Here is a 12,663-nt window from a genome sequence, read left to right on the forward strand (position 1 = left end):
CCTTTTTATAAGTCAATTTCCAGTCCGTCGTAAGCCACTTCGATGCCGTTGGCATCCAGGGTTTTACGCTCCGGCGAATCTTCGTCGAGAATCGGGTTGGTGTTGTTGATATGAATCAAAATTTTCCGGGCGTTTGGTACGCCATTCAAAACTTCAATCATGCCGCCAGGGCCGGATTGCGGTAGATGGCCGATTTCCCGAGCATGCTTGTGGCTAATGCCGCGCGTCACCATTTCATCGTCGGTCCAAAACGTGCCATCTACCATTAGGCAGTCTACATTCAGCATGGCTTGCAAAACATGTGGCTCGATTTCGCCCAGGCCTGGTGAGTAATACAGTTTTTTGCCGGTGGAAATCTGCTCGACGATCACGCCGATGTTGTCGCCGTCGTGCGGGTCGTGGCGGTGCGGTGAATAGGGCGGCGCTTTGCTTTTCAAGGCGTGGGCGTATATGCGGATGTCATCAATGCCGGGAATCTCGAAGGGCGTTTCGTCGCAGGCAATCGGATGATGATTGACGGTGCAATAGTCTTTCAGCATGTTGAACAGCGGGAAGCCGCTGGTCAAATCCTGCTTGACCATCTCGGTGCAATACACGTTCAACGGTTTACCTTCGCGCAGCATTAGCATGCCGGTGGTATGGTCGATTTGGCTGTCGATCAACAGAATGGCTTTAATGCCGGTATCGCGGATGCCTTCTTTGGGCTGGATGGCCGGAAAGGCTTCCAATTGAGCGCGGATGTCCGGTGAGGTATTAAACAGCAGCCAGTTGCGGTTGTCAGTGCTGATCGCTATCGACGATTGGGTGCGAGCTTTGCCGTTGAATTGGCCGTTGCGCAAGCGTCGGCAATTATCGCAGTTGCAGTTCCATTGCGGAAAGCCGCCGCCGGCACCGGCGCCGAGAACTCTTATCTTCATGTTCGCTTATAAGGGTTGGTGAACGAGCGAGGCATGATACGGGATTAAAAAACGCCAGGCAAAAAAAAGGGGCAGGAAAATGCCCCTTTCTTATCGTCAACCCTAAGGATTAACGGTTGTAGATGTACATGGTAACTTCAAAACCGAAACGCATGTCGTTATAAGCTGGTGTTTCCCATTTCATTTATATACCCTCCAGAGGTTTTGTTGTTGTGTGCGATAGCTTGATCGAGAAAGCTGCGCCGAAGTATACGATGAAGTTTTTCTTTGCGCAACAGAGCAATCAAACCGAAACTAGCAGTGGTGTGAGCTGTGTCTTGGCGCTTTAGTTCCCTAGCTTACCAAGCCATTTTTAACGCAAGTGCCAACAGCACAATCGCAAAGTAACGTTTCAATTTTTGCGCCGGCAAACGGTGGGCCAATTTGGCGCCCAACGGTGCGGTGAATACGCTGGTTAGCACGATGCCGGCAAATGCCGGCAGGTACAGATAGCCTAGGCTGCCGGCGGGTAATTGACCATCTTGCCAACCTAATACCGCGTAACTGGTTGCAGCCGCCAGGGCAATAGGGATGGCGCAGGCGCTGGATGTGGCGACCGCGTTTTTCATGATCAGACCGTTGCTCGCCAGGTAAGGTACGGTCATGGTGCCGCCGCCGATGCCTAAAATGGCCGATAACACACCGATCAATAGACCCATCGGGTAATCCAGAAAGGATCTGGCGGGGTGGGGTGATGCTTTGATCGACTTGGGTCTCGCCATTTGTACGCTGGTATAAATCAGATAGGCAACAAAAAACCAGCGCAGTAAATCCGCGCTGATATATTCGGCTAACACCGCCCCGCCGCCGGCGCCCAGCAGCATGCTCGGGGCTAAATGCCAGGCCCGTCGCCAATCGATGTTTCGCAGTTTGTGGTGTGCTCGCACCGAGGCCGCCGACGTAAAGATCGCTGTTGCCAATGAGGTGGCGACGGCAATCAGCATGATTTGTTCGGGATGGAACTGCTGAGATTGAAAGAGCCAGACCAGGACCGGCACGATCAATGCGCCGCCGCCTATACCGAATAAACCGGCGGAGATGCCGGCGAGAATGCCCAATAAAAGGCTGGCTAAAAAAATTTCCGTCATGATGAATAATGGCTTGGGAATAAGCAAAGCACTATGATAGCGACTCATTTATACTGTGTCTTTTGATCCATTTAGCAGGCGAGTTGGTAAGGCATGAAAACGTATCTGGTCGGCGGCGCAGTTCGCGACCGTTTGCTGGATTATCCGGTTAAGGAGCGTGACTGGCTGGTGGTCGGTGAGACTGTGGACAGCATGCTGGCCGCCGGTTTTCGGCCGGTTGGCAAAGACTTTCCGGTATTTTTGCATCCTATCGATCACGAAGAATATGCCTTGGCGCGTACCGAGCGTAAAACAGCCCCGGGCTACAAGGGATTTGCGATACATGCTGCGCCAGATGTGACGCTGGAAGAGGATTTGTTACGAAGGGATTTAACCGTCAATGCCATGGCGATGGCCGATGACGGGGAATTGATCGATCCCTATTCCGGGCGGCGCGATTTGGAAAGCCGCATCTTGCGCCATGTTTCCCCCGCTTTTAGCGAAGATCCGGTGCGGATCTTACGCGTGGCCCGCTTCGCTGCCCGCTATGCCCATTTGGGCTTCACTGTCGCAGAGGAAACGCTGGAATTGATGGGCAAGATGGTGGCTGCGGGCGAAGCAGACTTTCTGGTTGCAGAACGCGTGTGGGCGGAATTACATAAAGCTTTATTGGAGCGGACGCCGGCGGCATTTTTTCAGGTGTTGAGAGATTGCGGCGCCTTGCAGGTGGTTTTTCCGGAGATTGATGCTTTATTCGGGGTGCCGCAACCGGAGAAATATCATCCGGAAATCGATACCGGCGTGCATTCATTGATGGTGCTGGAGCAAGCCGCCCGGCTTTCCGATAAGGCCGAGGTGCGCTTCGCGGCCTTGTTGCATGATTTAGGCAAGGCCTTGACGCCCAGCCAGCATTGGCCTAGCCATCACGGCCACGAGCAAAAAGGTTTGCCGGTGCTGACCAAACTGTGCGAAAGATTGCGGGTGCCGAATCATTTTAAATCGCTGTGCGCGCAGGTCATGCAATATCACACACATTGCCACAGGGCTTTGGAATTACGTGCGGATACCTTGACCGATATGTTGCAAACCCTGGGCGCGTTCAAGCCCGATAGTCGCTTGGAGGAATTTTTGCAGGCTTGCGAAGCCGACGCGCGCGGCCGAACCGGATTCGAAGACAGGCCCTACCCGCAAGCTGAATACATTCGTTCGGCGGCCATGGCGGCCTCGGCTGTCGATACCTCGGCGGCTTTGCTGAAAGGCTTGCAAGGCGAACAGATTGGTCTTGCCATCCGGAAGTTGCGGACCCAAGCCATCAGCGATTACAAGCAAGGCTATCAGCACCTAACCGTAGAATCAGCATGAATGCCATCCTGATCTCAGCCGGCTTATTAATTTGCAGCAATGTCTTCATGACCTTTGCCTGGTACGCGCACCTGAAGGAACTGAATAACAAACCCTGGTTGCTGGCCGCATTTGTCAGTTGGGGCATCGCGCTGTTCGAATATCTGTTACAAGTGCCGGCCAATCGCATTGGTTACACGCAGTGCAGCGTCGCCCAACTGAAAATTATGCAGGAAGTGATCGCGCTGAGCGTATTCGTACCCTTCTCGGTGTACTACATGAAAGAGCCGCTGAAACTGGATTATCTCTGGGCCGGTTTATGTTTGCTGGGTGCGGTTTTTTTTATGTTCAGAGCCAAATTAAGCTGAATTTGAACGGATTGGAATAATAAAAATGGGTAGACAGCATGCTTAGTTATCGTCACGGGTTCCACGCCGGCAATTTTGCCGATGTGTTAAAGCACAGTCTGCTGACGCTGGCGATCAACGCACTCAAGCAAAAAGATAAACCTTTTGTTTACATCGATACCCACGCCGGCGCCGGTAAATATTCTTTTAAATCCGAATTCGCCCAAAAAACCGGTGAATATCAGCAAGGCATAGCCAAGCTTTGGGACACTCAGGATGCGCCGCCGGAATTGAAAGATTATCTGTCCGCGGTGCGCGCGGAAAATACCGGGCGGCAACTGGTGCGCTACCCTGGCTCGCCGCAATTGGTAAAGCGCTTGGTCCGGGCGCAAGACCGATTGGTATTGTCGGAATTGCACAGTAGCGATGTCGAAGCCCTTCAGCAATTATTTGCCGGCGACAAACAGGTGGCTGTCGCCAAAGAAGATGGCTTGCAAAACTTGAGCAAGAAGTTGCCGCCTATCCAAAAGCGCGGCTTGATCTTGATCGATCCCAGTTACGAAATGCGCGACGAATACAAAAAAATCGTTGCGGCTTTAACCACCGCACATAAGCACTTTGCTACCGGTATTTATGCGCTGTGGTATCCGGTCATCGACCGCGCGGCGACCGAAAACTTTATGCGGCAATTGGCGCAAACCGGTATACCCCGCCAGTTGCGGATCGAGCACTGCATAGCCGATGATGGCCCGGGGCGCGGCATGACCGGTTCCGGCATGTTGTTCATCAATCCGCCTTGGCAGCTGGATAGCCAGGCGGAAGCCTTGTTGCCTTGGTTGAATCAAATCTTGGCGGACGGCAAGGGGTATTGGAAAGTCGAATGGCAGGTGCCGGAGTCGATAGCGGCGAGTGCGGTAGGGAATTAGCCATGATTAGAAAGAATCTCGACTTGATCATCGTCGGTTTTGTGGTACTTGCTATCGTCATGTACGATGTGACGCTGGAGCTGCTGGGTGAATTGATGCATCTGGTGTTCGAAGGATTTCACGTGGCCTTCGAGTATGTCGAGCTAGGCATTGAAGAAGCGGTCGAACTGGTATTCCACGTTTTGGATATCGGTGAAATCATCGAGTATTTATTCGAGTCCGACCGTCACGGCAGCCAGGTGGTGACGTTTTATATATTGGTCACCATTGCTTGGTTTGGGTTTTATCGACTCTCGAAATTAGTACCCCGGCTTTGGGCATCTTTTAAACAAATGTTGCTGAATACCTGGGTGCGGCGGAAAACCGAATTAGAGTTGTATTGGCTGTCGCTGACGATAAGGGACAAAGTGGCTATTGCCGTCACTGCAGTGGCTGTTGCTTATATCGCATCATTTTTCGTGATGTGATTGTGCGCATCCTTGACGAAACCGTTTTATTTTTAATTTTCTTATGCCATTACTAGAACAAGTTACCCAATCCATTCTTGCCGTCAATGGCTTGCAAACCCAGGATATAGATCGAGTGATGGCCGCGCTGCTCAGCGTGCCGGTCGATGCTGCGGATATTTACTTTCAGTCCAGTCATTTCGAATCCTGGTCCATGGAAGGCGGCATCATCAAGGAAGGCAGTCATTCCATAGAGCACGGGGCTGGTGTGCGCGTCGTCAGCGGTGACAAAACCGGTTTTGCTTACAGTGATCGCATCGAATTGCCGATTTTGCTGGAAGCCGCTAACAACGTCAAAGCCATTGTCAGACAAGGACAGCAGGCGCGGCGCCAGATTGAGGTCGCCAAGAGCTGGCCGCAGTTGTATCAGCCGCTGAATCCCTTAAAGTCCCTGGACGATCAAGCAAAAATCGATTTATTGAAACGCGTCGACAGCGAAACTCGCAAACTGGACAGCCGCATCGAAGAAGTGATGGTCAGTTTGATTGCGGCCTATGACAGTGTCTTGATTGCCAATCAGGATGGTTCCCTGGCTGCCGATGTGCGGCCCTTGGTGCGGATGAACGTGACGGTGATTATGGTCGAAAATGGTCGGCGCGAGCAGGGTAGCATGGGCGGCGGCGGTCGCAGTGATTACAGTTTCTTTCTGGAAAACGACCGGGCTTTTGAATACGGCCGCGAAGCGGTGCGCTTGGCACAGGTCAACTTACAGGCCCAGGAAGCGCCGGCCGGTAATATGACCGTGGTGTTGGGGCCGGGCTGGCCGGGCATTTTGCTGCACGAGGCCATCGGGCACGGCCTGGAAGGCGATTTCAACCGCAAGGGCACTTCCGCATTTAGCGGTCGCGTCGGCGAACGGGTGGCTTCAGATTTATGCACCGTGGTCGACGACGGCACCTTAGTTGGGCGGCGCGGTTCCTTGAATATCGACGACGAAGGCACGCCTACCGAAAACACCGTGTTGATCGAAAAAGGCATTTTGAAAGGCTATATGCAGGACAAGCTCAATGCCCGCTTGATGGGCGTGAAGCCCACCGGCAATGGCCGCCGCGAATCGTATGCGCATTTGCCGATGCCGCGCATGACCAATACCTACATGTTGCCCGGCAGCAGCGACCCGGAGGAGATTATCCGCTCGGTTAAAAAAGGTTTGTACGCTAGGAATTTCGGTGGCGGCCAGGTCGATATTACCTCCGGCAAATTCGTGTTTTCCACCAGCGAAGCCTATCTGATCGAAAACGGCCAAATTACCCGCCCAGTGAAAGGCGCGACGCTGATCGGTAACGGTCCTGACGTATTGACGAAAGTATCGATGGTCGGCAACGACATGGCCCTGGATAGCGGCGTCGGTACCTGCGGCAAGGACGGGCAAAGCGTGCCGGTCGGCGTCGGTCAGCCTACCTTGAAAATCGACGGCTTGACCGTCGGCGGCACCAGCGTTTAATTGCCCCGGGCCAACATGCTTCGGCCCACACATGTAATCGAATTCTAAGAGACTTACCGTGCAAAATCAGGAAGAAATTAATCGCTTAAAAAATGTCGTTCAGCAGCTGTTGGACGAAGCCAAGCATCAAGGTGCCAGTGCCGCTGAAGCAGCATTCAGTGTCGACAACGGACTGTCTGTGTCGGCGCGTTTGGGGGAAGTGGAAACCGTCGAGTATCACTGCGATCAAGGCATAGGCGTCACGGTTTATTTCGGGCAGAAAAAAGGTTCCGCCAGCACCAACGATATTTCTTCCGATTCCTTGAAAGAAACCGTCAAGGCTGCTTGCAGCATCGCCCGTTACGCCAGCGACGATGACTATGCCGGCTTACCGGATGCCGAGTTGCTGGCTACCGAGTTCCCTGATTTGGATTTGAATCATCCTTGGGACATTAATGCCGAACAGGCGATAAACATTGCCATCGAATGTGAAAACATCGCGCGCGGCTACGATAAGGCGATTAGCAATTCCGAAGGCGCGTCGGTCAACACGCATCAAGGCACGCGGGTATTCGGTAATTCCCTGGGGTTTTTGCAAGGTTACCAGTCCAGCAGGCATTCTTTGAGTTGCTCGGTGTTGGCCGGCAGCGGCGATGCGATGCAGCGCGATTATTGGTATAGCGTGGCCCGCAATGCCAACGGCCTGGAATCGGCTAGACAAGTCGGCGAAAAAACCGCGCAACGCACCATAGCCCGCCTCAATGCGCGTAGTCTCAGTACGCGGCAATGTCCGGTATTATTCGCGTCGGAAATGGCGTCCGGTTTGATCGGCGCGTTGATCGGTGCGATCAGCGGCGGCAGTTTATATCGCAAATCCTCGTTTTTGCTCGATACGCTGGATACGCAAATCTTGCCGGACTTCGTGCGGATTCATGAGCAACCGTTCCTGCGCGGTGCGCTGGGCAGTGCCAGTTACGACTCCGAAGGTGTCGCGACCAGGGCCAGAGATATTGTCAGCGACGGTATTTTAAGATCGTATGTGCTCAGCACCTACTCGGCCCGTAAGTTGGGCATGCAAACCACCGGCAATGCCGGCGGCGTGCACAATCTGACCGTCGAGCCCGGCAGTCACGATTTTGCCGGCATGCTGAAATTGCTGGATACCGGTTTGTTGGTGACCGAGTTGATGGGGCAGGGCGTTAATCGGGTGACCGGCGATTATTCGCGCGGCGCATCCGGCTTTTGGGTGGAAAACGGCGTAGTCCAGTATCCGGTGCAAGAAATCACCATTGCCGGCAATTTAAAGTCCATGCTGCGCAATATCGTCGCCATCGGCAACGATGTGGATTTGCGCGGCAATATCAGGGTTGGTTCGATCTTGCTGGAGCGGATGGCGATTGCGGGCGAGTAAATGTCCTCTGGGTTGTCTGTGCGGCCGATAATATATGTCCAAGCGCCCCAGCCCCCTTTGGAATTATTTACCCAGCCCTATTTATCACGGGTTAATCATCAATCAACCCGTTACGCCTGGGGTCAATAAAAAATGACCTGAGGGTAGTTTTTCTTGGTACGTGTAAGGGCTGGCCTTGTTTTCTTCAACCCAGCGCTTTTCCGCTATCGATTCGAAGGGCGGAGGCAATTCGCCCTGTAGTGACCAAAGATCAAATGGGGTTTCGTCAATTGAAATTTCCCAATCGAAACCGCGTTCTTTAACAAAGGGTGCAATGACTTCGTCAAGCGTTCGCATCCACCATTCTCGTATGATGGGACCCGGTAGCGTTCGAGCGATTTGGTCGACCTTGAAGCGAATAAACTTGTCATTCCGCACACCACCGACGAAACAATTGCCTTTAATCACTTCTTCGAAAATGACTACCGCGTAAAACCTTGGGATCGGTACTGCCGCATATATGTTTACGATGCGTTCAGCCAGCTCTTGTTTGTCGTCCGCGCTGAAGGCTGCGCTGGGATGATAGACTTTCCACAAAGGCATGATGATTCTCCTGTAATTGAAATTAAGTGTTGGCGATCCTACTGACCACCTTGTTTTTCTGAATTAGCGTTCCGGCAAAACCCGACGTTTATCGTCAATGTGTTGCGAGCGCCCTTTCTCCGACCATCGGCTCAACATCATGATTGGCAAATGCGTTTGCCAAATACCTCCCGGCAATATCAGACGCTTGCTGCACGATAGAGAGCGAGGCGACGCCGCAGCCACGTTAACTTGCAAATTCCTTGGGGGAAACTGATGCAGGTTCCTTGAGTAGAAACTAAACGTTGGCGGCTGCGTCGGGGATAAATCTATGCCTGAGAAGGCAAACGGTAAAATGCTTTCTATTCATGCGCCTATGAAAATATTTGATGCCAAACACCCCAGGTATTTTCGATAACATAACCCGCGTTTACATTTTGGAATCCCAGCCATGGCCAACTTAAAAACGTTTGATATGAATCTATTGATCGCCTTCGATCTACTGATGAAGGAACGCAATGTGTCGCGGGCAGCGGAAAAAATGTTTATTAGCCAATCGGCGATGAGCCACGTACTACAGCGTTTGCGGCAACAATTGGAAGACCCGTTGTTGGTAAAAACCCCGGCGGGCATGACGCCGACGCTGCGGGCCCTGTCCCTGGTGGAACCCGTGGCGACGGTACTTAAAGAGGTGGAAAGTTTGATTCGCGCACCGGCGCCGTTCGATCCCGCCACTTGCCGGCGCGCCTTCAATATTGCGGCGACGGATTACGTGGAAGCCTTATTGTTGCCCATATTGGCGCCGCGTATTGCCAGGCAAGCACCGGGCGTGGATATCCACTTCAAACGTACCAGCAGCCGTTTTCCTTTCAATGCACTGGAGCAAGCCGATATAGACCTGATACTGGGTTTTGACGTGATGCTGAATGCGCCCAAGCATCTAAATTCCGAACGCTTGTTCGACGATTTCATGGTCTGCATGGCTCGCATTGGTCACCCCCGGGTCACTGCGGCATTAGTGCTGGAAGACTATATAGACCTGCCGCATATTCTGGTATCCAGAACTGGGGCCAGCACGGGGCAAGTAGACGCCTGGTTAGCGGAACACGGTCGCGAGCGGCGTGTGGCGCTGACTGTGTCGCATTTTCTGTCCGCGTTGTTGATCGTGGCGCAAACGGATATGGTCATGGCTTTTCCTAAACGCACTGCCGAGCAATTCGCCCGGAACTTGCCGCTACAATTGGTGCCCTTGCCGTTGGATTTGCCGCATTACGACACGGTCATGGTCTGGCATCCGCTACAAGACCAGGATCTTGCCAATCGTTGGCTACGCGATGAAATTCGCGCCGCTTGCGCCGCGCTGGACCATCATTCGCCAAACTTCGGTTCGCCCAGCTCGGGAAAATAGCGAGTCTGGATGCGCCGGCAATAATCGACTAACGAAGATTGCGTTAAGGCATAGTCCTTAACCGGCGAGCTGACCGGACAGGCCAATAGATTGATCAATATGCCGAAGGCCGAGGCATCGATACTGCTGGGCCGGTTTCCCAACAAAAACGTCTTGCCGTCAAGCGCGGCGGAAAGAGCCGCCACATCGTGCTTGCCCAATTCGAAAATGTCGGCGGCGGCTAGCCGGCCAATCCCATGGCCGCGTATCTGTCCGCGAATCCGCAGTCTATAGATCGCGGCTACCATGTCCGCCATGGGTTGCGGCAGGCCTTGGAAGATCGCCTGCTTATTGATTTGCCAGTTCTCCGCTCCGTATTGCCAACGGCTATACATGCATACCCAATACAAATGTTCTTCCAATAAGCGTTGCCAAGCCAGGGCCAGGGCGTTTTGCTCGGCTGACAGATGCGCATCCAGGCTATCGCCATAATGTTGTTGCAGATAGCTGACAATCATCCGGCTATCGGCAAGTTTATAGCCGTTGTCTTCTATGAAAGGTAGCTTGCCCAAGGGCGCATAAAGCGGCAGGGTTTCGGCGATTCGATATTCGATGCCGGCCATGCGCAGATAGGTTTCCAGCTTTACGCAAAACTGGCCCGGATTGGGAATGTTCCAGGCTCTGGGAAATTGATACAACGTAATCATGCGGAACTTTGTTTATGCCTCTCTAAAAATCGGCGACATGTCTCTTAGAAATGTTAGACATAGCCAGCCAATACTGAGAAATCGGCCAAAAATTAGCTATTTTCCGGCAGCACAAAGCGTATCGGCCGAGAACCTATCTTTGCGCCCGTGACCTCGTCGATGGCCACCGGTTTAATTTCCTGCCCGGTTTCGGCGTCCTCGATATATACCAGCTTGCCGCCGCTACGGTATTGGCGACCCCAGGCGCCTATCATGATCAGCACCGGCAGGAAATCGCGGCCGGCGGCGGTCAACACATACTCCTCACGCGGCGGCCGCTCCGAATACAGCCGTTTTTCCAACATGCCTTCCTCCGTCAGCGTTGCCAAGCGCCGGGTCAGCATCGTCGGTGCGATGCCGAGACTTTTCCGAAATTGATCGAATCGGGTTAAACCGAAATGGGCGTCTCGTAGGATCAATAAGCTCCATTCGTCGCCGAGGAAAGTCAGGCAACGCGCGATCGGACAAGGGTCGGCGCAAATATTTTTATCGTTCATACGTTTTTAGTAGTGACTTGGTTTCATTTTGATAGTAACATTGCTTTCAAAATGATAGTAACACTTAGTCGGCAGACTATCCACCCCACAAGGAGATTTGATATGAGCAATAAAGACATTGGCGTAGCCCTGATCACTGGTGCATCGTCGGGTATTGGGCTGGTAACCGCCAAGGCCCTGCAACAAGCAGGTTATCGAGTATTCGGCACCAGCCGCAAAACGCTTGCCAGCGCCGACGGAATCACGATGTTGACCTGCGACGTCACCGACGAAGCGTCGGTAAGCAACATGGTCGCCGAGGTCATGAAGCAGGCCGGACGCATCGATCTGCTGGTCAACAATGCCGGTGTCGGCCTACTCGGCGGCGCGGAAGAGTCCTCCACCGCGCAGGCTCAGGCTTTGTTCGACGTGAACGTGTTCGGCATAACCCGCGTCACTAATGCCGTGTTGCCGACCATGCGCAGTCAGGGGAAAGGCCGCATCATCAATATCAGCTCGGTATTGGGTCTGATTCCGTCTCCCTACAACGCGCTATATGCCGCCACGAAGCATGCGGTCGAAGGCTACTCCGAATCGCTAGACCACGAACTGCGCACATTCGGCATCCGGGTGGTGCTGGTTGAACCGGCGTTTACCCGCACCGCGTTCGAAGTAAGCCTAACCAAGCCCGATCAACCGCTTGCCATCTATGACTCTGTGCGTAGCGACATGGCGGCACTGATGCGTAAAGGGGTGAATGCGGGCGATGCGCCGGACGTAGTGGCCAGTACGATATTAAAAGCCGCGACTGACGCACTACCCAGAAGACGTTACACCGCCGGAAAACAGGCAAGCCAAGTGCGTTTCCTGCGTCGTTTCCTCCCGGAAGCCTTGGTAGACAATAGCTTACGCAAGTTTAACCAGCTGCCGATAGTCTGAATAACGGAAGGATAAGGACATGATTCATTGTTCAAACAATGCCACGTCGACCGTAACCGCCGCGATCCTGCATATCGGAGAAGGGACGGTAGCCGTATGAATTTAGTGATCAAAACCGATGTTGAGCGCAATGGCCTTGACCAGTTGCGGGAGCTGATGGCCTCGGGGCATAAGCCGGGGATACTGGTGTCGCTGGATTTTGAGCTGGTGGAAGTCGACTTAGGCAAAGCCGTGTTTGCCGGCAAGCCCGGCGAACATGCTTATAACCCTCTGGGCACCGTTCACGGCGGCTATGCGGCCACCTTGCTGGATTCCGCCTGCGGCTGCGCTGTCCATTCCAGACTAACCGAGAGACAGGCCTACACCACCTTGGAGTTGAAGGTTTCCTATCACAAGGCCATGACCAAGAACACGGGCTTAGTCAGAGCGGAAGGCAGGGTTTTGTCGTTAGGGAGGCGGGCTGCTTTTGCCGAGGCACGTCTCATTGATGCTGAAGACCGACTCTATGCCTCGGCCACATCGACATTATTGATCTTCGGGCGAAGAGGCTAAGTGATGACCATTTCTTTTCCGAACA

General features: G+C 53.3%; 15 protein-coding genes. 9 read left to right on the forward strand and 6 right to left on the reverse strand.

Annotation, left to right across the window (positions count from 1 at the left end):
- Positions 1-5 precede the first annotated feature (5 nt).
- From pqqB to ACR64Q_RS00465, 3 genes are all read right to left on the reverse strand, one after another.
- Positions 6-917 carry a pyrroloquinoline quinone biosynthesis protein PqqB gene (gene pqqB, locus ACR64Q_RS00455; RefSeq protein WP_313733233.1) on the reverse strand — a complete coding sequence of 304 codons (912 nt, stop codon included), beginning with the start codon at positions 915-917 and terminating at the stop codon, positions 6-8.
- A 109-nt stretch (positions 918-1,026) separates the two neighbouring features.
- The gene (pqqA, locus tag ACR64Q_RS00460; RefSeq protein ID WP_054760176.1) at positions 1,027-1,101 is read right to left on the reverse strand and encodes a pyrroloquinoline quinone precursor peptide PqqA; all 75 of its coding nucleotides are present in this window, start codon (positions 1,099-1,101) and stop codon (positions 1,027-1,029) included.
- Between the two features lie 154 nt (positions 1,102-1,255).
- A complete protein-coding gene (locus tag ACR64Q_RS00465) occupies positions 1,256-2,092 on the reverse strand; it encodes a sulfite exporter TauE/SafE family protein (protein ID WP_483823258.1) in 837 nt (278 codons plus the stop codon).
- Positions 2,093-2,137: 45 nt separating this feature from the next.
- Here ACR64Q_RS00465 and ACR64Q_RS00470 point away from each other — a divergent pair, with 45 nt between their 5' ends.
- The 6 genes from ACR64Q_RS00470 to pmbA are packed head-to-tail and all read left to right on the forward strand — an operon-like array spanning position 2,138 to position 7,977.
- Positions 2,138-3,385, forward strand: a complete 1,248-nt coding sequence (locus tag ACR64Q_RS00470; RefSeq protein WP_313733235.1) for a multifunctional CCA addition/repair protein — start codon at positions 2,138-2,140, stop codon at positions 3,383-3,385.
- Positions 3,382-3,732, forward strand: a complete 351-nt coding sequence (locus ACR64Q_RS00475; protein ID WP_036278996.1) for a DMT family protein — start codon at positions 3,382-3,384, stop codon at positions 3,730-3,732. Before ACR64Q_RS00470 ends, ACR64Q_RS00475 begins: the two co-directional genes overlap by 4 nt.
- A 38-nt stretch (positions 3,733-3,770) precedes the next feature.
- Positions 3,771-4,637: a 23S rRNA (adenine(2030)-N(6))-methyltransferase RlmJ gene (locus ACR64Q_RS00480; protein WP_313733236.1), complete on the forward strand. Its 867-nt coding sequence runs from the start codon at positions 3,771-3,773 to the stop codon at positions 4,635-4,637.
- Positions 4,638-4,639: 2 nt separating this feature from the next.
- Positions 4,640-5,104, forward strand: a complete 465-nt coding sequence (locus tag ACR64Q_RS00485) for a hypothetical protein (protein ID WP_313733237.1) — start codon at positions 4,640-4,642, stop codon at positions 5,102-5,104.
- Between the two features lie 43 nt (positions 5,105-5,147).
- A complete protein-coding gene (gene tldD / locus ACR64Q_RS00490) occupies positions 5,148-6,587 on the forward strand; it encodes a metalloprotease TldD (protein ID WP_313733238.1) in 1,440 nt (479 codons plus the stop codon).
- 58 nt (positions 6,588-6,645) lie between these two features.
- A complete protein-coding gene (pmbA, locus tag ACR64Q_RS00495; protein WP_026603077.1) occupies positions 6,646-7,977 on the forward strand; it encodes a metalloprotease PmbA in 1,332 nt (443 codons plus the stop codon).
- A gap of 102 nt (positions 7,978-8,079) precedes the next feature.
- Here pmbA and ACR64Q_RS00500 read toward each other — a convergent pair whose 3' ends face one another.
- Entirely contained in the window at positions 8,080-8,559 is a 480-nt protein-coding gene (locus ACR64Q_RS00500) for a tautomerase family protein (protein ID WP_026603078.1), read from the reverse strand.
- 430 nt (positions 8,560-8,989) lie between these two features.
- Between ACR64Q_RS00500 and ACR64Q_RS00505 the strand changes: the two genes are divergently transcribed.
- Positions 8,990-9,946: a LysR family transcriptional regulator gene (locus tag ACR64Q_RS00505; RefSeq protein WP_313733239.1), complete on the forward strand. Its 957-nt coding sequence runs from the start codon at positions 8,990-8,992 to the stop codon at positions 9,944-9,946.
- On the opposite strand, the gene ACR64Q_RS00510 is transcribed toward ACR64Q_RS00505, so the two are convergent.
- Both ACR64Q_RS00510 and ACR64Q_RS00515 read right to left on the reverse strand, forming a co-directional pair.
- Positions 9,907-10,632: a glutathione S-transferase family protein gene (locus tag ACR64Q_RS00510; RefSeq protein ID WP_313733240.1), complete on the reverse strand. Its 726-nt coding sequence runs from the start codon at positions 10,630-10,632 to the stop codon at positions 9,907-9,909. The genes ACR64Q_RS00505 and ACR64Q_RS00510 overlap by 40 nt on opposite strands.
- Before the next feature lie 92 nt (positions 10,633-10,724).
- Positions 10,725-11,168: a winged helix-turn-helix transcriptional regulator gene (locus ACR64Q_RS00515; protein WP_313733241.1), complete on the reverse strand. Its 444-nt coding sequence runs from the start codon at positions 11,166-11,168 to the stop codon at positions 10,725-10,727.
- Between the two features lie 102 nt (positions 11,169-11,270).
- Here ACR64Q_RS00515 and ACR64Q_RS00520 point away from each other — a divergent pair, with 102 nt between their 5' ends.
- Positions 11,271-12,086 (forward strand): oxidoreductase, encoded by an 816-nt coding sequence (locus ACR64Q_RS00520; RefSeq protein ID WP_313733242.1) that lies wholly within the window; start codon positions 11,271-11,273, stop codon positions 12,084-12,086.
- A gap of 96 nt (positions 12,087-12,182) precedes the next feature.
- Positions 12,183-12,638 (forward strand): PaaI family thioesterase, encoded by a 456-nt coding sequence (locus ACR64Q_RS00525; protein WP_313733243.1) that lies wholly within the window; start codon positions 12,183-12,185, stop codon positions 12,636-12,638.
- Positions 12,639-12,663 lie beyond the last annotated feature (25 nt).

Source organism: Methylomonas sp. 2F7 (genome assembly GCF_057126975.1).